This is a genomic window from Winogradskyella immobilis, from assembly GCF_021887715.1.
GTDB classification, from domain to species: domain Bacteria; phylum Bacteroidota; class Bacteroidia; order Flavobacteriales; family Flavobacteriaceae; genus Winogradskyella; species Winogradskyella immobilis.
In genome coordinates this window covers 102,479-127,277 of the sequence record NZ_JAIQXX010000005.1, presented here as the reverse complement: position 1 = coordinate 127,277, position 24,799 = coordinate 102,479, and the positions used below count along the sequence as shown (strand labels likewise).

Here is a 24,799-nt window from a genome sequence, read left to right as displayed (position 1 = left end):
GTATTGGTGTTTTTGCAATTACTTGGTGAGGAAAAAGCAGCTACGAGGATCAACCATTTTATTATGTTTATGATTCTTATAAAATACGAATTCCTTATTTTTAAGGGCAAATATTTTTTCAAACCTTAAAGACAGATATCTTGAAAATTAAAAGATTCTGGAAACGGATTTTAATAGCACTAATCTTAGTTCCTGCTTTAATAGTAGTAGGACTTATGTTATACATACAAAGCAATCAGTCTGAAATTATTAAAGGAGAAATTGCAAAACTAAACCAAGAACATAAAGGGCGTATTAGTGTGAGCAAAAGTGATTTATCACTTTTCGGTAACTTTCCGCATATTTCTATAAAAGTAGATGATGTAAAAATCTTTGAAACTAAAGCAGATAATGCTCCTGTAATAATGGATGTCAAAGATATTTATGTAGGTTTTAACCTATGGGATATCGTAAGTGGTGATTATGATATCCAATCCTTATTAGTTGAAGAAGGTGTGTTCAATATTGTTATTCACGAAAACAATACTACTAATATTCAAAATTCCTTAGCAAGTAGTTCTGAAACAGAATCTGATCCTACAAATCTCAGTCTAAATAAAATTAAATTTAAAAACTTAGATATTCATACTTTAGATGAAGCAACCAATACAGATGTCGAGAAATTCGTATATACAGGTATAGGAGGTTTTAGCAAAAAAGATGGAGTCATTGCTGGTCATATTGATACCGATTTTGAATTAAATGTAATAAAAGATGGAGACACTACTTTCATCAATAAAAAACATTTCGAAATACATACAGATCTTGTATTTAATGAAAAATCAGGCATTCTTGATATACAGCCTTCTGGTATTACTATGGAAAATGGCGATTTTGAGTTAGAAGGATCTATAGACACAAAAAATGATGTAGATCTCAACCTTTTAATAAAAGGCATAAAACACAATTTTGATACGTTTATTGCTTTTGCTCCTGTTGATCTTATTCCTCTATTAGAACGCTATAATAATGCTGGTGATATTTATTTTAACGCCAGTATTCAAGGTGCTGCTAATAAAGGAAATAGACCTGCTATCAATGCAACTTTTGGAGCTGGAAAAGCATTTTTAGAAAATACTGCTAGAGCTAAAAAGATTGATAATATGGGATTCAATGGGCACTTTACTAATGGCACTAACAGAGATGCAAGTACCATGGAATTTTCGCTCACCAATATGAAAGCCTCATTAGAAGAAGGAGAATTTAAAGGTTCTATTATTGTCAAAAATTTTGAATCCCCAGAAGTAGATATGCAAGTCAATTCTAATTTTAATCTCGATTTTGTTGCAGAGTTTTTTGAATTAGAGCAAGTACAAAATGTCTCTGGAGAAGTTTCATTGAAAATGAATTTTCACGATATTATTGATATTGACAATCCTCAAAAAGCATTACAAAAACTAAATCAAGCCTACTATGCTGAATTAAAGGTAGACGACTTAAGCTTAGCAGCGAAACAACTTCCTGTACCTTTAGATACATTGAATGTAAATCTGATAATGAATGGCAAAGAAGCTACCTTAAATCAGTTTGAGTTATCTATGGGAAATTCAGATATATTTGTTTCTGGTTTTCTTTCAGATTTACCATCTATTGTACACCATACAAATATCCCAGTAGAAGCACATTTAGACATCACTTCTAATTACATAGACCTCAGTGAGTTGACTCATTTTTCTAAACAAGATACCATCCAAACTGGTATTGATGAGCAAATAAAAGATTTAAGCTTAGGATTATCTTTCAAAACTTCAGCAAAAGATTTTACTGAATCTGAATACTTACCTAAAGGCGAATTTTTTATCGATAGTTTATATGCAAATTTAGAGCATTATCCGCATCAGCTTCACGATTTTCATGCTGATATATTAATTGATAATGTAGACTTAAAAATAGAAAACTTCGCAGGATATATAGATGATAGCGATTTTCATTTTAATGGCCTTATACACGACTATTCGTTTTGGATGCAACCTGAGCTTAATGGAGATGTAGATTTAGATATCAATCTTAGATCTAAAAAATTACAGCTAGAAAATGTATTCTCTTATCAAGGAGAAAACTATGTCCCAGAAGAATACAGACACGAATCGTTTGATGATTTAGCATTACATTTCTCCTCTAGTATGCATTATAAAGATTCTGCGTTGCACTCTATTGATTTAGCTTTAGACAAGTTAGATACAAAAATGAAATTACATCCACAGCGTTTTCATGATTTTAGAGGAAATATTCATTATGAAGATCAACACATTGTCATAAAAGATTTTCATGGTGAGATTGGAACTACCAATTTTAATTTTGATTTAAACTATTATTTAGGAGACGACTTACAGATAAAGAAAAGAGATAATTACCTAGCTTTAAAAGCAAACTACATTGATTTTGATGCCCTTTTTAATTTTAACTTAAATCCTCCAGAACTAACAAAAAATGTAAGCTCTACAACAGCAGATATAAAAGCACATGCTGAAGCTTTTAACATCTATGAATTGCCCTTTACAGATATGCAATTCAAAGCAGATATTTCTCACTTTATATACCATAGAATAGATCTTAAAAAGATCAAAGCCGATCTTAGAACCACACCAGATCATTATATCTATATAGATACACTTACTATGGATGCTGCTGGAGGCAATATTAAATTGGGTGGATATTTTAATGGTAGTGACCCAAAACACATATATATGCAACCCGATTTGATAATGAATAATGTAGATTTAGATAAATTGCTATTTAAATTCGAAAATTTTGGACAAGATCATCTCGTTTCAGAAAATTTACAAGGAAAACTCACCTCTAAAATTAAAGGTAAAATTAGAGTCTACCCTGATATGGTACCAGATCTCGACCAATCCACATTAGAAATGGATGTAAAAGTTTTAAATGGTCGATTAAAAAATTACAATCCTATGTTGGCACTTTCTGACTATATGGGTGATAAAAATCTACAAAACATTCGGTTTGATACTTTGCAAAATAGTTTAGGTATTGAAAATGGAGAAATTAATATTCCTACGATGACGATTGAATCTACTTTGGGTCATATAGAATTGTCAGGCACTCATGATAGCGATCAAAATATCGATTATTATATCCGTATTCCTTGGAAAACCGTAAGAAAAGCCTCTTGGCAAAAATTATTTGGAAACAAGAAAGATACAATTGTTAACCCAGAACAAGTTGATGCAATTGTGGAAGTTGACCCTAATAGAAAAATCAGGTATCTCAACCTAAAAGTTAAAGGTATTATTGATGATTATAAGGTTTCGTTAGGTAAGAAAAAAGGGAAATAGACACTAATTTAAATATTTGACTTTCTAATTTAAATCAACGAACTTCGTTTAACAATAGTTGTACGCAAGCTGTGAAAACCTATGAGAACCATTAAAATCTTTATTCTATTTATATTATTTAGCCAAGTTTCATTTGGACAGAATAACTGCGGAGATTTTAAAAATTATGAGGAATCTCAAAAGTGGATTAAGGAAATTAAACAGCTGAATTCTGACGAACGCAAAAGCAAAATTTTTAAAAGAATTAATTGTGAGCAAGAATCAGAACAAAATGAAATTGACTTTTGGCTTAACATTGTGATTTCTGGTAATGTTATTTCAACCGCAAATGACTTTTCAAAAGAACAAATTGAAACTCTTAAACTATTTCCATCTGAAAATATTGAAATTGCGCCATCTCTTTGCGAATCTGACGGAGTTTATCCTCAAAAATGTAATCTTGGTTTTGTTCTAATAAATAGACCAAACAAACCAATAATGAACGAGATAACCGAATTGAAAAACATTAGAATAAAAAGGAGAAAAGGAAAAATAATTATCAAATTGGAATCCGAAATCGAAAGTGACATTGAATTTGAAGTAAACCATTTATTGAAAAACCATAGTACAACTCTCTTCGCTAAAGCTAAATTGAAAAGAGAAAATAATAGATTTGTTTTTAAAAGGAGTAATAATTTACAACTTGTCGAATTAAAAATAAACGGAAAGAAATTAATTATAATAATATAAAAGCCAGCCTACAACAACGTGTATAATTCATTGCTAGTACTTGCCTACTTACGAAAATCCTCGCGGATTTTCTATTCGGTTTGTATGTGCTAAATTAGTTACTGAAACACGCAACGAAATCATACACAAACACGATATCATTCATTAAAACAGAACGATATCGATATATTAAACCAAACTTCAGAAAAACTCCCGATACTGCATTACTCTAAAATCAAAAGTATTAAACTTTGGGTTTTTAGCTTTTAGTTGTTTGTATAAAGGCATTCTACTAATAGAAATATTTGCTGCGCCCGATCCTGAGGTAAGTGATACAGTTTTGATAATGCGGTTGTCATTCCGAGAAGAGTGCAACGATTGAGGAATCTCTATTTTAGATTCTTCGCTTTCATTTCGACTGCGCTCAATGTGACAGCTTGAATGACAAGGTAAAGAGAATTGATGAATACGTGGCACTTCATTAGAAACCAATTCTAATTTTATATTATAATCTTTTATGTGTTTTCTAAAGAAATATTCTGGTCCATTTTTACTATTACCTCCTGTGAATAATAAGGTTTCAATATTTGGATATTGCTTTAAGTAGCCAATAATATCCCGAAGTTTTATATTTTTCATCCCCAAATCAGAAGCATCAATTTTTTCGCGCTCTGCACTTTCTACAATATCACACACGCCTATTTGATGCTGTATTAAAAATGCTTTGCGTTCTTCAATAGCTTCTTGAGAATTATCGTAACGTAAGTTAAGATTATGAATTTTATCAATTTTTAACCAAAGCGAATTATAACAACTCCCATAACAAAAATCAACATCCTTTTCTAATAATGCTCCTGTTGAAAATCGCGGTGGCGGCAAAGTACCAACAATTAATTTTTTAGTATCTTTTTGGATAAACGGTTTGTAAGGATGTTGATGAAAAAACATATCTATTCCTGCGTAGGCAGGAATCTTATTATAGGATTAATACTATTTTAGCAAACGCTCCACCTCAATTATTGTTGTTTTAAATAAACGTCTGTTAGGTTTAGTCATATGCTGAGATTCTTCATAGATTTCTTTTAACAAAGCATGAGCTTCTTCTTTCCTATTATTTCCAAGGTAAAACTTTGCCAATTCTAAACGTTCGTTGTAATTAGAGTAAGGTCTATCTATTGCTTTTAATTGTTCTTCTGCAGCTTCTAAATCTCCTTTTTCGCGTAATGCCAAACCATAACAAAATTGTTGTTTAGAACCTTTAAATTCTGATTTATTTTTAATGTATTCAACCTGTGTTAAAACAGATTCATAATCTTTTATATTAAAATAACATAACACCAATTGTTGACGCGTATAGTAAGAATCTTGTACAGTATCTTCTAGTGTTTTGTTATAATTTATAATGGCATTGTTAAAATCGTTGATCCCATAATACGCATCTGCTAACTCTAATTGATTGGCATAAGTATTAGAAAATTCAACTTTCCGTTCTAAGTCTTTAATTTTCTTAGTCGGGTTAATAATTGTAGTAATCTCACTCTGTATTTTATCGACATCTCTTGTCGTTAAAACCTGAGTTATGATGTAGAAAATAGCACCAAAAACAGGAATAAAAAAAATCACAAAGAACCAAAAATAAGGTTTGCGATTTTTATAAATATGATATAAGCAAAATAGCTTTAGAGCAATAATTAGATAGTACAGCATTGAAAATACATTGATGACTGAAAGATAAAAACTTATTACAAATTAAAGTATAACAATATAGATTATAATTTTAAATTTGAATACTCATAATCGAGATTATACATGAAAACATTTTTAGATTTTTCTTTAACTACAGGAATTATTATTACCTCGATTATATTATTTGTATTACTTAAGCAAAAGAATAAAAGTCAAGCTAAAAAAGTATTATTGAGCATTTTTATTTTAATTTTTTTAGAGTTTGTTTTTAGTTATAGCTATTTAAATAAAATTGTTGTTTTAATTTTAACAACTTATATTTTAGAAACTTCTATTGTAGTGTTAATAGGTCCTTTACTTTTTTTATATGTTAAGGCTATAACCAAAAATTCGAAACTAATTTTTAAAGAAAACTTAGTTCATTTTATTTTCCCTTTTATATTCATTTGCGTTATATCTATTCCTGGATTTATTGACTTAGTAAATAAAAGTTATTCATTTAAATATCTACAAATATTAGATCCTATCGTTTCTTTCTCAATTCTCTATTCCTTATTCTATATTTTATATTCTTTAAAAATTCTTAAAAGATTTAGCCGTTTAGTTAAGCATAGTTATTCTAACTTAAACAATAAGGATTTAAAATGGATTGAGTATTTCTTAAAAGGCACTATTCTTATTATTAGCATTGATATTATAACAACTAGTTATGAGTTACTTTTAGGTGAGTTAGATTGGAATATTGGATATCTAACAATTATACCTATTGTATTTTTAATTGCTTATTTAGGGTATTACGGCATATCTCAAACTAAAGTACTATTACCCAATTTTCTATTGACAGAATTGAATAAAGGTCAAACCTCAGAAATTAAAAAAAAGCAAATTGAATATGACAAAAGTGAAATGAACGCTTTAGAAGTGGCGCTAAAAAAGCTAATGAGTGACGAGAAACCTTACTTAACAGAGAATCTTACACTACGTTATTTAGCAGAGTTACTTTCTACTTCGGACAAAAAATTATCGTTATTATTAAATCAACATATGAATATTTCTTTTTACGATTACATTAATAGTTATAGAGTTAATGAAGTAAAAAGAATGATAGATAATAATATTTCTGAAACATATACCTTGCTAGCAATAGCCTATGATTGTGGTTTTAATTCTAAAACTAGTTTTAACAGAATATTTAAAAAAATTACTGGGCTTTCTCCGTCTGCATATAAAAAGCAATTAAAACCCATTTAAAAGGTACCAACTCTTCTATTGGGGCGTTCAAATCAATACTGATGCTTTTATTTGTTCCTATAATTAATAAAATAAGTTAAATGAACACATCAATTAAAACATCAAACCTTGTATTAACAGCATTACTTTTGTTACTTACATTAAACTGTTCCGTAGTTAAAGATCAAAAAAGAGGTAGTGTATCTCCTAATACTTTTCATTACAAAACTGATTTTACATCTATAAAATCGATAATAGTACTTCCTGTAAAAGTGGATGGAGTGTCTAAAAATTTTTTATTTGATACTGGTGCGCAACTCAGTATTATTCAACGTAAAGAGCTAGTTGGTAAAACTGGTAAAGTTATTGGTGCATCTAACAGAAAAGCGCTCTTTGGTAGTGAAGTGGTATCATCTATTAAAATTGGTAATATAGATTTTAAAAATACCTATGCTTTAAATAGAGATTTAGCCGATTTAAAAGAAAAGGTTCCAAATTTTGGTGGAATTGTAGGACAACCTATTATAAAAAAAGCGAATTGGCTCATTAATTATCCTAAAAGAGAAATTGAGATTTCAAACAAACACTTAGTAGATGATACTTATAGATCTATTAAAATAAAAAGAGAAGGAGGCTCTCCATACACATACATTACTATTAATGGACAAAAGTATAAAGCAGTTATAGACTTAGGTTCTTCTAGTAAAGGATTAAACATTCCGAAAGATCATCCTCTTGCTGAAAAAATATTGTCTACATATAATTTTACGGACAATGAAAGAGAGATTTATACTATAGGTGGTAACCAAATGGTGAAAGAAAAAATTGGAACTGTGCCATCTATTTTATTAGGAGATATTGAATTTAAAAATGTTTTAACAGACATAAGGCATTCTAGTCAATTGCGATTAGGTATTGGCTTTTTTAAAGATTATAGTATTTATATTGATAATATAAACGGTGATTATAAAATCAAAAAACACAGATAACATAAAAAGTGAAGCCTATTTAAATTAAATAGGCTTCACTTTTTATTATATTTTTAATGTTTTTATCTCACAAAAACCAATTCGTTCTCTGAAGATAATTCTTCACTAAATCCGTAATTATCGATATTAAATCCTTTAATATCATCAATAGTTTGGGCATTGATATCCACAACATAACGCGCCATTAAACCTCTTGCATATTTAGCAAAAAACGAAATCATTTTATATTCGCCATTTTTAAAGTCTTTAAAGTTTGCAGTAATTACAGGCACTTTTAATGCTTTTTTATCTATAGCTTTAAAGTACTCGTTACTTGCTAAGTTTAAGAACAATTCTCCATCTTCTAACTCATCGTTTAACTGAGCTGTTAATTTTGTTTTCCAGAATTCATATAAATTCTTTTTCACACCTACAGGAAATTTTGTGCCCATTTCTAAACGGTAAGGTTGTATTAAATCTAATGGTTTTAGCAAACCATACAACCCTGAAAGAATCCGAACAGAATCTTGTAGTTTCTCTAATTTATCTTTAGGTATTGTATACGCATCTAATCCACGATAAACATCGCCACTAAATGCAAAAGCTGCTTGCCTAGCATTATCACTACTAAATGGTAAAGCCCATTCTTGATTGCGTTCATAATTTAACTGCCCTAAGGCATCAGAAATACTCATCAGTTTTGATAAACCTTTTGCAGATTTCTTTTTTAATAATTTATTAATACGCTCAGAATCTTTTAAGAATGTGGCTTCTGATGTTATAGTTGTTGGCAGTTGCGATTCAAAATCTAAAGATTTTGCTGGAGATAATACTAATTTCATTGAAAATTTCTTTTTCATTTCCATCCTAATAGCTGTTAGGATAGAAATCTCTTTTTATAAGTTCAAATTTACAACTAAGACCTTATAATTAAAATAGATAATAAAAATAATTAACTATACAACTATTCATTTTCTTGATGCTTTGCGTATTGTCTCCATTTTTCAATACACAATTGTATATCTTCAGGAATCTCAGTAGTAAAACGCATAAACTTTCCAGTAGTTGGGTGCTCAAAACCTAACGTCTTAGCATGTAAAGCTTGTCTTGGTAATATTTTAAAACAATTATCTACAAATTGTTTGTATTTGGTAAAGGTTGTTCCTTTTAATATTTTTTCGCCTCCGTAACGTTCGTCATTAAAAAGTGTATGTCCAATATGTTTCATATGTACACGGATTTGATGTGTACGTCCTGTTTCGAGCTTACAACTTATTAGTGTAACATATCCTAAACGTTCTAACACTTTGTAATGCGTTACTGCTGGTTTTCCTTTTTCGGCATCTTCACCTTCAAAAACAGTATTTTGTAATCTATTTTTTGGATGACGTCCTATATTGCCTTCTACAGTTCCGCTTTCATCTTTAACATTTCCCCAAACCAGTGCTACATACTCACGCTCACTCGTTTTATCTTTAAATTGTTTAGACAAATGTACCATAGCGTGTTCGGTTTTTGCAACCACTAATAACCCGCTAGTATCTTTATCTATTCGGTGTACTAAACCTGGTCGATCACTTGAGTTTTTTGGTAAGTTTTCGAAATGAAAAATTAATGCATTAATTAAAGTGCCAGAATAATTACCATGTCCTGGATGCACTACAATACCTGCTAGTTTGTTTACTACCAATAAAGTATCATCTTCATAAACGATATCTAAAGGTAAATCTTCACCAACTAATAAATGCTCGTGCGGAGGATGCTCAAATTTTACAGTAATAACGTCATTAGGCTTTACTTTATAATTCTGTTTTACAGGAACATCATTGACAAAAATACTACCGTTTTTTGCTGCAGCCTGAATTTTATTTCTGGTTGCATTCTCTATAAAATTCATTAAATATTTATCGATACGGAGTGCTTGTTGCCCTTTTTCTACTTTAAAAGCATAATGCTCATAGAGCTCTTCATTATCCTGAAATTCTGGAATTGTATCCATAAATTAATTTGAAACGCGTTTACCATTTCCTAAAACAACATCAATTTTAGATTTTAGAGGTAACATTTCACCAGAGTCGATAGGTTTCCCTTTATAAGTAATACCTAAAACAATATCTTTACCGATATCATCTTTATAAGTAATATCTCCAACCATAAAACCTAATGCTTCTAATGTTGGTTTTGCTTGTCTAAACGTACGCTTTACTACATTTGGAACAGCTACTTTTCTATAACCTGATGGGTTTAATGTTAAGTAAATTTTACGGTCTTCTTTAACTTGAGCTCCTGCAATAGGATCTTGTTCTATCACAGAATACTTTGGGTACTTTGGATTGTAATTTGCAGAATCTTGAATTTCCATTACCAAATCGTTGTCTTCCAATTCTATTTTAACGGTTTCAACAGACTTACCTTTTAAATCAGGCACTGTAATAAACTCACCATTATTTGTGGTTACATCTAACCACTTAAGTATTAAAAAGCAAAATACAACAACGGCTACAGCAGCTAATGCTATTTGTTTAAAAAAGACTTTACTTGTTAAGAATTTAATAAGACTCATACCCTAAATTATTGTTGACAAAACTAATGAATTTAACACTGTAATTAAAACGCAATCTATTTGCTTTAGTATATACGTATATAATTAGTAATTTGATTATAGCATTAAAAAATAAAATAAATGATATTTTTACATCACAACTATTTCGTTTAAAAATGATAAAGCATATTGCAATTATAATGGGTGGCTATTCTAGTGAATATGAAATTTCACTAAAAAGTGGTGCTGTCGTTTACGAGACTTTAGCAAAGACATCTTACATACCGTATTCCGTTCATATCTTTAAAAATAAATGGGTATATGTTGACGAAGCAAAAAATGAATATGTTATAAATAAAGATGATTTCTCTGTTATAGTTGACACAAAAAAAATCATATTCGATTGCGTATTTAATGCCATACATGGCTCACCAGGAGAAGATGGTTTAATTCAAGGTTATTTTGAATTGTTAGGTATTCCGCATACCAGTTGCAGTATGTATCAAGCTGCGCTTACATTTAACAAACGAGATCTTTTAGCTACTCTAAAACCTTTTGGTATTAAAACCGCTGAAAGCTATTATCTTAACTATGGAGATGTTGTTAATGAAAATGCTATTATTGCAAAAGTAGGCTTGCCGTGTTTTGTAAAAGCCAATAAGGCAGGCAGTAGTTTTGGCATTTCTAAAGTTTATAAAAAAGAAGATCTCAACGCTGCTATTGAAAATTCATTTAAAGAAGATAATGAAATTATTATTGAGCAATTTTTAGATGGAGTTGAAGTTTCAGTTGGAGTTATTTCCTATAAAGGTGAAGTAAAAGTATTACCAATCACCGAGATTGTTTCTGAGAACGATTTTTTTGATTACCAAGCAAAATATGAAGGAAAATCTCAAGAAATTACACCTGCCCGTATTTCTGAAGATTATAAACAAAAAACGATAACCATTGCTAAAAAGATATATCGAGTTCTTGGAATGACAGGTTTTTCGCGAAGTGAATTTATCTTTAAAAATGATGAACCCTATTTATTAGAAGTGAATACTGTACCTGGATTAACTAAAGAAAGTATACTACCACAACAAGCACAAGCTGCTGATATATCTTTAGAAGCTTTATTTGTAAATGCTATTGAAGAAGCGTTGAATTAGAAGTTAGATCGCTTTGCTCATAGAAACTAGAACATAGATTGCATCTTAGGTTTTTTAATGTTTTCTTTTTTCTATTTAAAACCTCTATATTTGAAAGTGAATTAAAAAAGATTCCTGCCTACGCAGGAAACACATATGAAACGTGCATTATTCCCAGGATCTTTTGACCCCATTACTTTAGGACACTACGATATTATACAACGTGGCCTTAAACTCTTTGATGAAGTTATTGTTGCTATTGGCATTAATGCTGAAAAAAAATATATGTTTTCGTTAGAGCAACGCAAACAATTTATTGAAGCTGCTTTTAAAGATGAGCCAAAAGTAAAGGTGGTAACCTATAAAGGTTTAACCATTGATTTTTGTCGTGAGATTAATGCTGAATTTATACTCCGTGGACTACGCAACCCTGCGGACTTTGAGTTTGAAAAGGCTATTGCTCATACCAATAGAAAACTCTCTAATATTGAAACCGTTTTTCTTTTAACAGCTGCAAACACGTCTTACATATCGTCTTCTATTGTACGCGACGTCATAAGAAATGGTGGAGATTATTCTGTCTTAGTTCCGAGTAGTGTTTTTATTAAATAATTCTAAAAAGACAAAAAGTGCTAGCTATCTCTTTTTAAGAAGACAACTAACACTTTTGTAAAAATTGATTAATAGCATATCGAATATATTGTTAAATCGTTTAACCGTATATTTTATTCGGTTATATGCAATAAAAAAAGATAAAGTGTCCTAAATTTAGGTGAAATTAATCTAGAATTTCTTCTCTAAAATGATATATGCGGAAAGTTAGCCTTAAGGTTTTCAATCTTAATTTCTAGGTCTTTTAAAAATAATTGATGCTGAGTAGAATTTTCATTAAAAGGTTTGTGCATTAACCCTTTTTGAATAGTTTGTATTATATCCCTTGTTTTTTGAGTGGTATCATTAATCCAAACTGTAATAAAACAATTCCATATATAATCTATAGCAGTAGTGTTTGGATGAATCATATCGGTTTTATAAAATCTATAATCCCTTAATTCGTCCATCATAATCTCATAAGATGGAAAATAGAACAATTGTTCTCTCGTCGACACAACATTGTGCACTGCAGAAATTAAATGTGCTTTACTACGTGTATTTTCTGTAAAACCATCTTTTAAATGGCGTACTGGAGATACCGTAAAAATAAATGTTATTTTAGGGTTTATAGTCTTAACTAAACTGATTATTGCTTGAAGCGAAGCTGTAATATCTTCAACAGATAATAATTCTTTTAAAAATTGCTTCTGTGGTATTTTATGGCAATTGGCAACAATTTTATCGGTTTCAATAAAACGATACGTCCAACTTGTTCCTAGAGTAATAATAATATGTGATACTTCTTTTATTTGAATCAAAGTATCACTTAATGTGGTATTTAAATTAAAAACTAATGATTTTGCTTCTACCGTATTTAATTTTGAATGTGCATCAAAAGAAAAGAAAGTGTCTTTATTTGTTTTTATTTCATCTTCACTATAATAGTCTTCATTAATAGCTCTAGTAATTAAATTTTCTATAGCTAATGGGTGAAATAAAATACCAAAAGGGTTAATAATTGCCTGAAACTTATAATAATTAAACTTCTCTCCTATATTTTCAGAAAAACAAGACCCTAATAACAACACTTTAGAATTGTAATCTACCTGATGGTGAGATTGTTTTTGTAGTGATATTTTGGTTTGTAGTTCCATAATAGATTAGACAATATCGTATAGAAGGTAACCTTATATATAATTTTTAGCTGCACTTAAAGCTTCTGTAATTCCTGCTGGGTTTTTACCGCCAGCTGTTGCAAAGAATGGTTGTCCACCTCCACCACCTTGAATGAACTTTCCTAAGTCTCTAACCACTTGCCCAGCATTTAATCCGCGTTCAGTAACCAATTCTTTAGAGATATAGCAAGTTAATAAGGCTTTTCCTTCGGTAGCAGTGCCAAATATTAAGAATAAATTTTTATGCTTTTCTCCCATTCCAAAGGCTACATCTTTAATTCCTGATGGATCTAAGTCTACTTTCTTAGCCAAAAACTGAACTCCATTAATGTCTTCTAACTCATTAATTAATTCATTTTTTAGATTTTTAGCTTTATCTTTAAGTAATGTTTCTATTTGCTTTCTAAGATTTGTATTCTCTTCTTGTAAACTCTGTAGCGCTTTTACAGGGTGTTTTGCATTATTTAAGAGGTCTTTCATCTCATAATACGATCTATTATTTTCAAAATAAAAATCTTTAACTGCGTCACTTGTAATAGCTTCGATTCGTCGAATCCCAGATGCCACAGCACTTTCTGATCTAATTTTAAAATGCCAAATATCTCCTGTATTATTTACATGTGTTCCACCGCATAATTCAATAGATTGTCCAAATCTAATGGTACGCACAGCATCTCCATATTTTTCACCAAATAATGCCATAGCTCCTTGTTTCATTGCATCTGCTACTGGCACATTTCTGCGTTCTTCTAACGGTAATTTTCCATCTATTCTCCTATTGACAAAATCTTCTATTTGGCGTAATTGATCTACTGTGACTTTAGAGAAATGTGAAAAATCGAAACGTAAATATTTAGAATGTACTGCCGATCCTTTTTGCTCTACGTGTGTTCCTAAAACTTCACGCAAAGCTTGATGCAATAAATGTGTTGCTGTATGGTTACACTCTGTTCTAAAACGCTGTTTAGCATCTACAACTGCTTTAAAGGTTTCATTAATATGTTTTGGCAGGTTTTTAGAGAAATGTATAATTACATTACTCTCCTTCTTTGTATCTATGATATAAACCACATCTCCATTTGGCACTTCCAGATATCCTTTATCGCCAACTTGTCCGCCTCCTTCGGCATAAAATGGAGTTAAATTAAATACCATTTGATACATTTCTCCATCTTTTTTAGAGGTAACTTTTCGGTATCGTGTTAATTTAACCTCAGCTTCAAGTGTATCATAACCCACGAATTCTTCCTCACAATCTTCTAATAAAACCGTCCAGTCTTCAGTAGATGTTTCACTTGCAGAACGTGAGCGTTCTTTTTGTTTTTTTAACTCAGCTTCAAACTCTTGTTCATTATAAGTAAACCCTTTTTCATTTAAAATAAGTGCGGTTAAATCCTTTGGAAAACCATAAGTATCATACAATTCAAAAGCGCGCTTACCAGATACTTCTTTACCTTTTGTAGATGAGATAACACCATCGAGTAGCAATAAACCTTGATCTAAAGTTCTTAAAAAAGAGGTTTCCTCTTCTCTTATAACATTTTCAATCAACTGTTTCTGAATTTTCAATTCTGGAAACGCCTTACCCATAGTTTTGGTTAATACATCTACCAATCGGTAAATAAATGGTTCTTTCTTACCCAAAAATGTAAAACCATAACGCACTGCTCGTCGTAAAATACGACGTATTACATAACCTGCACCTGTATTACTCGGCAATTGACCATCTGCTATAGAAAATGCAACAGCTCTAACATGATCTGATATAACTCGGACAGCTATGTCTATATTTTCAAGCTTACCATATTTCATTTTGGTAATCGTCTCAATTTCTCTAATTAGTGGTGTAAATACATCTGTATCGTAATTAGATTGTACTCCTTGTAAAACCATACAAAGGCGTTCAAAACCCATACCAGTATCAATATGCTTATTCGGTAAGTTTTCTAATGAACCATCAGCTTTACGATTGTATTGCATAAATACAAGATTCCAGATTTCAACCACATGTGGATGATCCATATTGACTAAAGTTTTACCATCAACTTTAGATTTTTCTTCTTCAGAACGTATATCTACATGAATTTCACTACAAGGGCCACAAGGTCCTTGCTCTCCCATTTCCCAAAAGTTATCTTTCTTATTTCCCATAAGAATACGATCTTCAGGAATTATATTTTTCCATAAATCGTATGCTTCATTATCCATAGGTGTACCATCGGCTTTATCTCCTTCAAAGACGGTAACGTATAATATATTTTTGTCTATACCATAAACTTCAGTAAGAAGCTCCCATGCCCAAGCAATAGCTTCTTTTTTAAAGTAATCTCCAAAGCTCCAATTGCCTAACATCTCAAATAGAGTATGATGATAGGTATCATAACCCACTTCTTCTAAATCGTTATGCTTACCAGAAACACGTAAACACTTTTGAGAATCTGAAATTCTATTGTTCTTAGGTTGGGCATTGCCTAAAAAATATTCTTTAAAAGGAGCCATCCCCGAATTCACAAACATTAATGTTGGATCATCTTTTAAAACCATTGGTGCAGATGGAACAATACTATGTTTTTTACTCTCAAAAAAGTTTAAAAATTTAGTGCGAATATCTTGAGACTTCATGTTGATATATTAGAGCTAATTTTTATTAATTTGTATTAATTGGCTAACAATTTTTAATTTTTATCAGATCCTTTTTATTTAATCTTAAGGTCTAAAAAAAGCTTCTACAAATATATTCCATTAGTTTCTTAAATTTGTAATGAAAATATTTTTGTAGGTTTGATTGTTTTGTTAATAAAATTAAGACACTTATAGTGCCTTAATCACTGCAAAAATAGTATAAATTGCGACATGGCTAAGGTAAAATATTATTATGATGCTGAAACGCTTTCCTACCGAAAGGTAGAGCGTAAAAAAAGAACGACTCTTAAATATGCCACTGTTTTTATTTTAGCTTCTGCGCTTTTTGGTTTTTTCTTTGTTTTAATTGCTAGTCAGTTTTTTCAATCTCCTAAAGAATTGCAACTTGCAAGAGAATTACAAAACATGCAATTGCAATACGATTTATTGAACAAACGTATGGATGATGCCATTGCAGCCTTAGGTAATGTTGAAGAACGAGATAATGCTATTTACAGATTGTATTTTGAAGCCAATCCTATACCCGAAGAACAAAGACGTGCTGGTTTTGGCGGTGTTAACCGTTATAAAAAATTTGAAGGTTTTGATAACTCACAACTTATTAGTGAAAGTAATAAACGTTTAGATATTTTAGAGAAAGCCATTGTTGTACAATCTAAGTCTTTAGACGAGATAAAAATATTAGCAAAAGATAAAGAGAAATTTTTAGTAGCTATACCTGCCATACAGCCTGTTAACAATGAGAATTTAACACGCGTAGCTTCTGGTTATGGTTATAGAACAGATCCATTTACTAAAGTTAGAAAATTTCATTACGGTATGGATTTTACGGCTCCAAGAGGCACTCCAATTTATGCTAGTGGAGATGGTATTGTAAAGCGAGCTGATAGTAAAGCCTCAGGTTTTGGAAAGCACATCCGCATTGACCATGGTTATGGTTATGTGTCATTATACGCTCATTTATATAAATATAATGTACGTGTTAATCAACGTGTAAAACGTGGAGATTTAATAGGCTTTGTTGGAAGCACAGGTCGCTCAGAAGCGCCACATTTACATTACGAAATTATAAAAGACGGTAACCGTATCAACCCTATTAATTTTTATTACGGTAATTTATCTGCTGAAGAGTTTAACGATTTATTACAAAAAGCATCATTAGAAAATCAATCTTTAGATTAATATGCATATAAACTTACCTGAAAAACGATATTATGGCATTGGAGAAGTTGCCAAAGCTTTTAAAGTTAATGCTTCTTTAATTCGATTTTGGGAAAAAGAGTTTGATGTCCTTAAACCAAAAAAAAATGCCAAAGGCAATCGTAAATTTACACCTGAAGATATTAAAAACTTAAAGTTGATTTACCATTTGGTGAAAGAACGTGGATTTACACTAGAAGGTGCCAAAACACATCTTAAAGAAGAAAAAAAACAAACACTTAGTAATTTTGAAATTATTACTAAACTTGAAAGCATAAAGAATCAACTTCAAAAAATAAAAACACAACTTTAAAACATATCAATTATGAAAAAATGGCTACCATTAATTATAATAATTATAATTGCACTATTACTATATACTAAAAGCTCTGGGTTTTATAATAATGTTATAGAAAAAGAAGAAAATATTGGAGAGCAATGGGCAAAAGTAGAAAGTGCATACCAATTACGAAGTGATTTAATTCCTAATTTAATGAAAGTAGCTGAACGTTATGCAGAATATGAACAAGAAACTTTTAAAATTGTTACTGACGCTAGGTCTAAAGCTACCAGTATTCAAATAGATCCTTCAAATATTACTCCACAACAACTTGAGCAGTTTAAAAAAGTTCAGAGCGGAATGACATCTGCTTTATCTCGTTTACTTGCTGTTTTTGAAAGATATCCTGATTTAAAAGCTAATGAAAATTATAAAGAATTAATGAATTCTTTAGATCGTGTTGAGAAAAGAATAAAAGTAGAGCGCGATCGTTTTAATGAAAAAATAACCCCATACAACAATTTAGTTAGACAATTTCCTGGCAATATATATGCTATGATATTTGGTTTTGAGAAAAAAGAGCGATTTAATGCTGATGATGGTGCTGAAAAAGGTGTTGATGTTAACGACTATAAATCTGATAATTAAATGCCTAGCATTGAGGATTTTTTAACAGCATCTGAAGAACAAGACATTATTGAAGCCATCCGTATTGCCGAACTAAACACTTCTGGTGAAATACGAGTACATATAGAACACAATTGTAGTAATGATGTCTATGAACATGTGATGGAAGTTTTTCATTATTTAAAAATGGATAATACTAAGCTTCAAAATGGTGTGTTAATTTATGTTGCTGTAGATAAAAAAGAGTTTGTAATTTATGGTGATAAAGGAATTAATGATGTCGTTCCTATAGATTTTTGGAATACAACTAGAGACGTTATTGCTTCAGAATTTAAACAAGGTGAATTTGCAAAAGGCTTAATTAAAGGAATTAAAAAAGCAGGAGAAGAATTGACTGAACATTTCCCTTGGATACATGGAGATACTAACGAATTGGATAATACAATCTCTACCAACTAAATGATTCAACTAAAACATATAGGTATTATCATTTGCTTTAGTATTCTGACAAGTTTCTTCTTTGTCGCGAATGCCCAATATAAAATTCCGACTAAACCTGATAAAGAAACAAGTTTATATGACGAAATAAATCTATTATCTGATTTTCAAAAAAACAATCTCGAACAAAAATTAATTCGTTATGCAGATACCACTTCTACACAAATTGTAATTGCTATTATTAGTTCTACTAATGATGATGATATTTCTTTAGTAGGTGCAGAATGGGGACAGAAATGGGGTATTGGACAAGCTAACAAGGATAATGGAATATTAATATTACTAGCTAAAGACGATAGGCAAATTGACATAAACACTGGTTATGGTATTGAATATATACTTACCGATATTGACGCAGAGCGTATTATTAATAGAATTATACTACCAGAATTTAAAAAAGGAAACTTTTATTCAGGACTAGACAAAGGCACTGATGTTATTTTTAAAATTTTAAATGGAGAGTATCAAGGCACACCAAAATCTTCTGGTGATGATTTCCCTTTAGGAGTATTCATTATCTTATTTGTTTTTTTTATTATCATTATCATTATTATCTCTAACCATAAAAATGGTGGAGGTGGTCATAGAGGCAATCATAGAGATGCTACAAGTATACTTGAAGCTATTATTTTAAGCAATATGGGACGTGGTAGTTACTCTAGAGGTTCTTCTTCTGGCGGTTTTGGAGGATTTGGAGGAGGAAGTAGTTCTGGCGGTGGTTTTAGTGGTGGTTTCGGAGGCGGCAGCTTTGGTGGTGGTGGCGCTTCTGGTAGTTGGTAATAAAACCTATAAGCTAAAACAACAACCTAAATGTAGATTGTGTTTTTATTTTTAATCGTTTTTAAATTAAGTACCTTTTTGAGTCTAATCAAATATTATAAAATTATTTGATCTTGTTTCTCCTTTACTCCCTAGGCTATTAAATTTCCAACTAAAACTCAACAAAAAATACTGTTCTAATACTGTACTCTGAGTATCTTGTATAAAGTTAGCATTAGAGACACGACGTGCATTCGTATTTTGGTTTAGCAAATCGTAAACCTTAAGCGTCAATGTGGCTTTATCTCTTAAGAAGGAATATGCAACTGTAGAATTCCAAAACCAAGAAGACCTTTGAAATCCGTCTGCAACATTAGGATTAAAATTGTAATTGAGATCATTCCTCCATTCAAACTTTTTAGGCAAATACGTTGTAGTACGTAATCTTAAATTATGAGTTGTAAATTCTTGATCTTCAAAATTATTAATATCAAAATCAGTCGATGTAAATGATAATCTATAATTTGGTCTAAGCTCTAAAATGTCTTTCCATGTAAATGTTACTCCTAAACTTGGCCCTAGAGTTGTATTTGTTGATGCATATTTTACATCATCATTAAAATTTATTCTTCTGTTAACTCCAGCTGATAAACCTAAATTTAATTTTAATGTCCTTACAGAATCTATTTTAACTGTTTTATTAAATCTACCACTACCAGAAATTCTAAAATTACCATTAACATTATCGTAAGTGGTACGACGTGCAAAGTTATCATCTACTAGTGTACGTGTAATGATTTGATTTTGTACTACCGATACATTTAAATTACCAAAAAAACCTGTGCCTTTCTGAAAATCGAACTTGTTATAACCGGCATATAAACTATGCGTGTTTGTTGGTTCTAAATCTGGGTTACCTGTAATAATATTTAATGGGTTTGAAACATCTTCAAAAGCTTGGAGTTGTCTTAAATCTGGCGGACTATTACTCAATGAGTATCCTGAATATATGGAAGCTTTATTACTAAATCTATAATTAAAATTACTACTTAACTCTACCGCTTCAAAGTCTCTTTTATCACTCAACTCTGGTCGCAAAGCATCTTCATTCTCTATGGTTCTAAACACATAACCTACTTCGCCACTAATTGACCATTTTTCTTTTCTGTAAGTAACATCTACACTCGGAGTAAAACGATTATTAATATACTCAAAATCTGAACTCAACTGCGAATTAAACAAATCGTATTCTTGTGTTACATCATTAAAATCGAAATTAGAATTTAAGCTATTATCTTTACTACTTCTGTAACTTAATTTAGTATCTATAAATAATTCTTTAGCTATAATGGGTATTCTATATGTAGCATTTGCACTAATAATAGTAGACTCTCCATCATTGTTGATAAATTGATCTCTTATTACATCTGGTACGTTAAGATCTTCAAACAAAGCTTCTGAACGTTGAAAGTTTTCACCTTCGTTATTATTAAATGTGGTAGTTAAGCCAAACTTTATAAAACTTCCATTACTACCAAAACGCTTTGTAGCATCTACTCTATTACTGAAATTTCTAACTTCTCCTTCAGAAATTGAACTGGAAGTAGACTGATTGGTCAACACATTATTTTCATCAAAAGATTGATTAGAAGCATTATTAAAGCGTTCTGTATCCCCAAAGGTAAATGAAGGCCTTATATTAATAAGAAACGTAGAATCTATTTTTATATCGAACTCTGTATTAAAACGGTGATTTCTATTATCTGAAACATCTCTAGACTCTGAATTCGTAAAAAAACGACGGTCTGGTAAAATGTTTTCACTTTCAGAACGTGTATCATTTTCGGAAGAACTATCTGAATAAAAATAATCTGCAGAAACATCAAATCCTTTTGTTATTTCATCAGCATAATTGACACCTCCATTACGAGAAGTTACTATACCTTGACCGCCACCACCAAAAGAGCGTCCATTAATAGAAAAAGCACCTGTACTACTAACACTTACTGAAGATATATTTCCTAGCATACGTTCTATCTCACCAAAACTAAAACTTGGTGAGTTGATATTATTTCCACCAGCTAGAATACTAATCCGCCGATCATTATCAAATATATTTAGGATGCCAGCAAACTCATTTCTATCATCGGTTCCTGCACCTGCTGCTAGTCTCCCAAAAACGCCTTTATTATTTTCTTCTTTTATGGTTAAGTTTATGGTTTTATTTTGATCATCTCCTTCTTCACCCGAAAAAGCTTCTGCTTTAGTCTTAGTATCAGTAACCTGAACTTTGTCTATAATTTCTTTCGTTAAGTTACGTGTTGTAATTGTAGGATCATCCCCAAAAAAAGGTTTTCCGTTTACTAAAATTTTATTCACAGGTTTTCCATTTACTGTTATATTTCCTTCTGCATCGACCTCAACACCTGGTAATTTTTTAAGTAAATCTTCAACATTTGCATCTTTCTTAGTCTTAAAGGAACTTACATTAAACTCTAAAGTATCTTTTTTAACGGTTATCGGAGCTCTAGATTTAATAATAACTTCATCCAATACATTGTTATCTACTTTTAATTGAATATCGCCTAAATCTATATTTTCCTTATCTATAGTTATATCTTTAGTAAACGTAGCGTAACCTACATAAGAAATGTACATTTTTAGTATATCATCGTAGGTTCTGTCCTCTAAAGAGAATAATCCATCTTTATCCGAAATGGTATATGTCACTAAACTACTATCCTTTAGGCGTTCTAAATAAATTGTAGCAGATTCAAGAGGCTCTTTTGCATCTTCAGCTACGACCTTACCAGTAATTTTAAATGATTTTTGTTGAGAAATTGAAAAAAGACTAAATAATACTGCAAAAACTAAAATTAGTTTCTTCATGATCTTTGATTGATGATTAATAATTCAAACATATAACTATTTTTATAGTTATACAACTGTATTTTTAGTTAATTTGAAATATTAAAATTGTTGACTGTTGTTATGGTAACGAATGTATATGAATAATCGTATGAAAATTCTTAAAAAAATGATAATTAACATTAGTAAATGTTAAATTTCGTATTACCATACTACTTCTTTCGCATATAAACACTCACTGGAACTCCATTAAAATCAAAATGCTCTCTTAGTTTATTCTCTAAAAAACGTTTGTAAGGATCTTTTACATACTGAGGAAGATTACAGAAAAATGCAAATTGCGGTTGTGGAGTTGGCAATTGCATAATGTATTTAATTTTTACAAACTTACCTTTATATGCTGGCGGTGGATAGTTTTCAATTATTGGTAAAAACACATCATTAAGCTCACTTGTCTTTATGCGTTTACTCCTATTTTTATATACATCAACTGCTGTTTCAATAGCTTTGAAAATACGTTGTTTATTTAAAACCGAGATGAAAATAATAGGAACATCTGTAAATGGAGCAATTTGTGCTTGTATGTACTTTTCAAAATCACGAGCTGTACGTGTTTCTTTTTCAACTAAATCCCATTTATTAACCAATATTACAATTCCTTTTCTATTGCGTTCTGCTAACCAAAAGATGTTTTGTACTTGTCCATCAAAACCACGAGTAGCATCTAAAACCAATAAACAAACATCGCAATGTTCTATGGCCCTAACACTTCGCATTACTGAGTAAAACTCTAAGTCTTCTTTTACTTTTGATTTGCGGCGAATACCTGCTGTATCCACTAAATTAAACTCAAATCCAAAACGATTGTATTTTGTATCTATAGCGTCTCTAGTAGTGCCAGCAATATCTGTAACTATATAACGATCCTCTCCTATTAAAGCGTTAATAAATGACGATTTTCCTGCGTTTGGTCTACCTACTACTGCAAAACGTGGTAAAGCTTCTTCATCCTCATCTTCTTCAACTTCAGGTAAAGCATCTACTAAAGCGTCTAATAATTCGCCTGTACCACTTCCATTAATACTAGCAATAGTATAATAATTTCCTAATCCTAATCCATAAAACTCTACAGCATCTTCTGCACGTTTCCCATTATCAACTTTATTAACGGCTAAAAAAACAGGCTTATCAACTTTACGAAGTAATCTTGCTACATCTTCATCCATACCTGTAATACCAGACTCTACATCTACCATAAAAATAATAGCATCAGCTTCTTCTATAGCTAACTCTACTTGTTTGTCAATTTCGGCTTCAAAAACATCATCGCTTCCTACAACATAACCTCCAGTATCTATAAGTGAAAATTCTTTGCCATTCCAATCGCTCTTTCCATAATGGCGATCTCTGGTTACGCCACTAACAGCATCAACAATAGCTTCTCTTCTTTGAATTAATCGGTTAAAAAAAGTGGATTTACCGACATTAGGTCTACCAACAATGGCAACGATACTACTCATAACTTAAGTTTTAATTTGCATTACATATCCTGTAAGCGGCTGCAAATATACTATTTAGTATCCAATTTGTAGTCTTAGTATATTTTTTATATATCTAAATATATAATAAGTTACCGTTGATTGTAACCAAAACGTTTTAACTGGTTTTGATTACTTCTCCAATTTTTGTTAACCTTAACATATAACTCTATATGTACTTGCTTACCAAAAAATTGTTCTAAATCTTTACGTGCTTCCATACCAACACGCTTTAGAGCAGAACCTTTATGCCCAATAATAATTCCTTTTTGGGTTTCGCGTTCTACCATGATCACAGAGCGGATTTTTATAATCTTCTCTTCTTCAAAAAATTCTTCTGTATCTACCTCAACAGCATAAGGTATCTCCTTTTTATAATGTAATAATATTTTCTCTCTAATCGCTTCATTGACAAAAAAGCGTTCTGGTTTATCTGTCAGTTGATCTTTAGGATAAAATGCAGGAGATTCGGGTAATAACTCTACTATACGATCAAATACATTTTGAACATTAAAACCATTCAATGCAGAAATAGGATAAAACTCAGCGTTTGGAACCTTCTGTTGCCATAACTCAGCTTGTTCTTCTAATTGCTCTTGATTAGAACTGTCAATTTTATTAAGTAATAAAAGTACTGGAATCTTAGAGTTGGTTATTTTCTTAAAGAAGGATTCGTCTTTTAACGCTTTCTCACCAATCTCAACCATATAGATTAAAACATCTGCATCTTCAAAAGCAGATTTTACAAAATCCATCATAGATTCTTGCAACTCATACGCTGGTTTAATAATACCTGGTGTATCACTTAATATGACCTGGAAATCTTCACCATTAACAATACCTAAAATACGATGACGTGTAGTTTGTGCTTTAGAGGTAATAATAGATAATTTTTCGCCTATAAATGCATTCATTAATGTAGACTTCCCTACATTAGGATTACCAATAATATTTACAAAACCTGCTCTATGCATTCTTACTTAATTTGCCACAAAGATAGGTTTTTGTATTCTGATGC

The 24,799-nt window shown here is 30.9% G+C and carries 21 protein-coding genes; 11 read left to right on the top strand and 10 right to left on the bottom strand.

The genetic code is table 11. The annotated features are described in order from the left end of the window. Window positions 1–140 precede the first annotated feature (140 nt). Together K8Z87_RS05580 and K8Z87_RS05575 are read left to right on the top strand one after the other, a co-directional pair. Entirely contained in the window at window positions 141–3,335 is a 3,195-nt protein-coding gene (locus tag K8Z87_RS05580; RefSeq protein WP_227476504.1) for an AsmA-like C-terminal region-containing protein, read from the top strand. A gap of 81 nt (window positions 3,336–3,416) precedes the next feature. Further along, window positions 3,417–4,064: a hypothetical protein gene (locus K8Z87_RS05575; protein WP_227476503.1), complete on the top strand. Its 648-nt coding sequence runs from the start codon at window positions 3,417–3,419 to the stop codon at window positions 4,062–4,064. 180 nt (window positions 4,065–4,244) lie between these two features. Here the strand turns inward: K8Z87_RS05575 and K8Z87_RS05570 are convergent, their stop codons facing one another. Beyond that, window positions 4,245–4,991 (bottom strand): uracil-DNA glycosylase family protein, encoded by a 747-nt coding sequence (locus tag K8Z87_RS05570; protein WP_227476502.1) that lies wholly within the window; start codon window positions 4,989–4,991, stop codon window positions 4,245–4,247. Between the two features lie 42 nt (window positions 4,992–5,033). Then, on the bottom strand, window positions 5,034–5,666 hold the full coding sequence (locus tag K8Z87_RS05565; protein WP_227476501.1) for a tetratricopeptide repeat protein: 633 nt from the start codon (window positions 5,664–5,666) through the stop codon (window positions 5,034–5,036). 186 nt (window positions 5,667–5,852) lie between these two features. Between K8Z87_RS05565 and K8Z87_RS05560 the strand changes: the two genes are divergently transcribed. Together K8Z87_RS05560 and K8Z87_RS05555 are read left to right on the top strand one after the other, a co-directional pair. Further along, window positions 5,853–6,980: a helix-turn-helix domain-containing protein gene (locus K8Z87_RS05560; RefSeq protein ID WP_227476500.1), complete on the top strand. Its 1,128-nt coding sequence runs from the start codon at window positions 5,853–5,855 to the stop codon at window positions 6,978–6,980. Between the two features lie 80 nt (window positions 6,981–7,060). Next, window positions 7,061–7,948, top strand: coding sequence for a pepsin/retropepsin-like aspartic protease family protein (locus tag K8Z87_RS05555; RefSeq protein ID WP_227476499.1), 888 nt, complete (start codon window positions 7,061–7,063; stop codon window positions 7,946–7,948). A 62-nt stretch (window positions 7,949–8,010) separates the two neighbouring features. Here the strand turns inward: K8Z87_RS05555 and yaaA are convergent, their stop codons facing one another. From yaaA to K8Z87_RS05540, 3 genes are all read right to left on the bottom strand, one after another. Continuing rightward, entirely contained in the window at window positions 8,011–8,769 is a 759-nt protein-coding gene (gene yaaA, locus K8Z87_RS05550; RefSeq protein ID WP_227476498.1) for a peroxide stress protein YaaA, read from the bottom strand. 122 nt (window positions 8,770–8,891) lie between these two features. Beyond that, entirely contained in the window at window positions 8,892–9,926 is a 1,035-nt protein-coding gene (locus tag K8Z87_RS05545) for an RluA family pseudouridine synthase (protein ID WP_227476497.1), read from the bottom strand. A 3-nt stretch (window positions 9,927–9,929) separates the two neighbouring features. Continuing rightward, window positions 9,930–10,490, bottom strand: coding sequence for a PASTA domain-containing protein (locus K8Z87_RS05540; RefSeq protein WP_227476496.1), 561 nt, complete (start codon window positions 10,488–10,490; stop codon window positions 9,930–9,932). Window positions 10,491–10,645: 155 nt separating this feature from the next. Here K8Z87_RS05540 and K8Z87_RS05535 point away from each other — a divergent pair, with 155 nt between their 5' ends. Together K8Z87_RS05535 and coaD are read left to right on the top strand one after the other, a co-directional pair. Beyond that, window positions 10,646–11,620, top strand: coding sequence for a D-alanine--D-alanine ligase (locus tag K8Z87_RS05535; RefSeq protein WP_227476495.1), 975 nt, complete (start codon window positions 10,646–10,648; stop codon window positions 11,618–11,620). A 135-nt stretch (window positions 11,621–11,755) separates the two neighbouring features. Further along, window positions 11,756–12,211: a pantetheine-phosphate adenylyltransferase gene (gene coaD, locus K8Z87_RS05530; protein WP_227476494.1), complete on the top strand. Its 456-nt coding sequence runs from the start codon at window positions 11,756–11,758 to the stop codon at window positions 12,209–12,211. A 185-nt stretch (window positions 12,212–12,396) separates the two neighbouring features. On the opposite strand, the gene K8Z87_RS05525 is transcribed toward coaD, so the two are convergent. After that, the gene (locus tag K8Z87_RS05525; protein WP_227476493.1) at window positions 12,397–13,347 is read right to left on the bottom strand and encodes a GSCFA domain-containing protein; all 951 of its coding nucleotides are present in this window, start codon (window positions 13,345–13,347) and stop codon (window positions 12,397–12,399) included. A 33-nt stretch (window positions 13,348–13,380) separates the two neighbouring features. Then, window positions 13,381–15,990 (bottom strand): alanine--tRNA ligase, encoded by a 2,610-nt coding sequence (gene alaS / locus K8Z87_RS05520; protein ID WP_227476492.1) that lies wholly within the window; start codon window positions 15,988–15,990, stop codon window positions 13,381–13,383. A gap of 231 nt (window positions 15,991–16,221) precedes the next feature. Between alaS and K8Z87_RS05515 the strand changes: the two genes are divergently transcribed. From K8Z87_RS05515 to K8Z87_RS05495, 5 genes are read left to right on the top strand one after another with little or no spacing between them, the layout of a single operon-like run. After that, window positions 16,222–17,193, top strand: a complete 972-nt coding sequence (locus K8Z87_RS05515) for a M23 family metallopeptidase (RefSeq protein ID WP_227476491.1) — start codon at window positions 16,222–16,224, stop codon at window positions 17,191–17,193. A gap of 1 nt (window position 17,194) precedes the next feature. Further along, window positions 17,195–17,524 carry a MerR family transcriptional regulator gene (locus K8Z87_RS05510; protein ID WP_227476490.1) on the top strand — a complete coding sequence of 110 codons (330 nt, stop codon included), beginning with the start codon at window positions 17,195–17,197 and terminating at the stop codon, window positions 17,522–17,524. Window positions 17,525–17,536: 12 nt separating this feature from the next. Further along, window positions 17,537–18,139, top strand: coding sequence for a LemA family protein (locus K8Z87_RS05505; protein WP_227476489.1), 603 nt, complete (start codon window positions 17,537–17,539; stop codon window positions 18,137–18,139). Further along, complete coding sequence (locus K8Z87_RS05500) at window positions 18,140–18,577, top strand: TPM domain-containing protein (RefSeq protein WP_227476488.1); 438 nt, start codon at window positions 18,140–18,142, stop codon at window positions 18,575–18,577. Continuing rightward, a complete protein-coding gene (locus K8Z87_RS05495) occupies window positions 18,578–19,396 on the top strand; it encodes a TPM domain-containing protein (RefSeq protein ID WP_227476487.1) in 819 nt (272 codons plus the stop codon). It abuts the gene before it with no gap. Between the two features lie 84 nt (window positions 19,397–19,480). Here the strand turns inward: K8Z87_RS05495 and K8Z87_RS05490 are convergent, their stop codons facing one another. The 3 genes from K8Z87_RS05490 to era all read right to left on the bottom strand — a co-directional run bounded on the left by K8Z87_RS05490 (window position 19,481) and on the right by era (window position 24,755). Further along, the gene (locus K8Z87_RS05490; protein ID WP_227476486.1) at window positions 19,481–22,264 is read right to left on the bottom strand and encodes an outer membrane beta-barrel protein; all 2,784 of its coding nucleotides are present in this window, start codon (window positions 22,262–22,264) and stop codon (window positions 19,481–19,483) included. A 191-nt stretch (window positions 22,265–22,455) separates the two neighbouring features. Beyond that, window positions 22,456–23,763 carry a ribosome biogenesis GTPase Der gene (der, locus tag K8Z87_RS05485; RefSeq protein WP_227476485.1) on the bottom strand — a complete coding sequence of 436 codons (1,308 nt, stop codon included), beginning with the start codon at window positions 23,761–23,763 and terminating at the stop codon, window positions 22,456–22,458. Window positions 23,764–23,873: 110 nt separating this feature from the next. Beyond that, window positions 23,874–24,755: a GTPase Era gene (gene era, locus K8Z87_RS05480; protein WP_227476484.1), complete on the bottom strand. Its 882-nt coding sequence runs from the start codon at window positions 24,753–24,755 to the stop codon at window positions 23,874–23,876. Window positions 24,756–24,799 lie beyond the last annotated feature (44 nt).

What these genes read in the sequence shown, in the direction of transcription:
- era (WP_227476484.1), bottom strand. Translation starts at nt 24,755, where the DNA reads ATGCATAGAGCAGGTTTTGTAAATATTATTGGTAATCCTAATGTAGGG.
- K8Z87_RS05495 (WP_227476487.1), top strand. Translation starts at nt 18,578, where the DNA reads ATGATTCAACTAAAACATATAGGTATTATCATTTGCTTTAGTATTCTG.
- K8Z87_RS05500 (WP_227476488.1), top strand. Translation starts at nt 18,140, where the DNA reads ATGCCTAGCATTGAGGATTTTTTAACAGCATCTGAAGAACAAGACATT.
- K8Z87_RS05535 (WP_227476495.1), top strand. Translation starts at nt 10,646, where the DNA reads ATGATAAAGCATATTGCAATTATAATGGGTGGCTATTCTAGTGAATAT.
- der (WP_227476485.1), bottom strand. Translation starts at nt 23,763, where the DNA reads ATGAGTAGTATCGTTGCCATTGTTGGTAGACCTAATGTCGGTAAATCC.
- K8Z87_RS05525 (WP_227476493.1), bottom strand. Translation starts at nt 13,347, where the DNA reads ATGGAACTACAAACCAAAATATCACTACAAAAACAATCTCACCATCAG.
- K8Z87_RS05510 (WP_227476490.1), top strand. Translation starts at nt 17,195, where the DNA reads ATGCATATAAACTTACCTGAAAAACGATATTATGGCATTGGAGAAGTT.
- K8Z87_RS05540 (WP_227476496.1), bottom strand. Translation starts at nt 10,490, where the DNA reads ATGAGTCTTATTAAATTCTTAACAAGTAAAGTCTTTTTTAAACAAATA.
- yaaA (WP_227476498.1), bottom strand. Translation starts at nt 8,769, where the DNA reads ATGAAATTAGTATTATCTCCAGCAAAATCTTTAGATTTTGAATCGCAA.
- K8Z87_RS05560 (WP_227476500.1), top strand. Translation starts at nt 5,853, where the DNA reads ATGAAAACATTTTTAGATTTTTCTTTAACTACAGGAATTATTATTACC.
- coaD (WP_227476494.1), top strand. Translation starts at nt 11,756, where the DNA reads ATGAAACGTGCATTATTCCCAGGATCTTTTGACCCCATTACTTTAGGA.
- K8Z87_RS05555 (WP_227476499.1), top strand. Translation starts at nt 7,061, where the DNA reads ATGAACACATCAATTAAAACATCAAACCTTGTATTAACAGCATTACTT.
- K8Z87_RS05570 (WP_227476502.1), bottom strand. Translation starts at nt 4,991, where the DNA reads ATGTTTTTTCATCAACATCCTTACAAACCGTTTATCCAAAAAGATACT.
- K8Z87_RS05575 (WP_227476503.1), top strand. Translation starts at nt 3,417, where the DNA reads ATGAGAACCATTAAAATCTTTATTCTATTTATATTATTTAGCCAAGTT.
- K8Z87_RS05515 (WP_227476491.1), top strand. Translation starts at nt 16,222, where the DNA reads ATGGCTAAGGTAAAATATTATTATGATGCTGAAACGCTTTCCTACCGA.
- K8Z87_RS05490 (WP_227476486.1), bottom strand. Translation starts at nt 22,264, where the DNA reads ATGAAGAAACTAATTTTAGTTTTTGCAGTATTATTTAGTCTTTTTTCA.
- alaS (WP_227476492.1), bottom strand. Translation starts at nt 15,990, where the DNA reads ATGAAGTCTCAAGATATTCGCACTAAATTTTTAAACTTTTTTGAGAGT.
- K8Z87_RS05505 (WP_227476489.1), top strand. Translation starts at nt 17,537, where the DNA reads ATGAAAAAATGGCTACCATTAATTATAATAATTATAATTGCACTATTA.
- K8Z87_RS05545 (WP_227476497.1), bottom strand. Translation starts at nt 9,926, where the DNA reads ATGGATACAATTCCAGAATTTCAGGATAATGAAGAGCTCTATGAGCAT.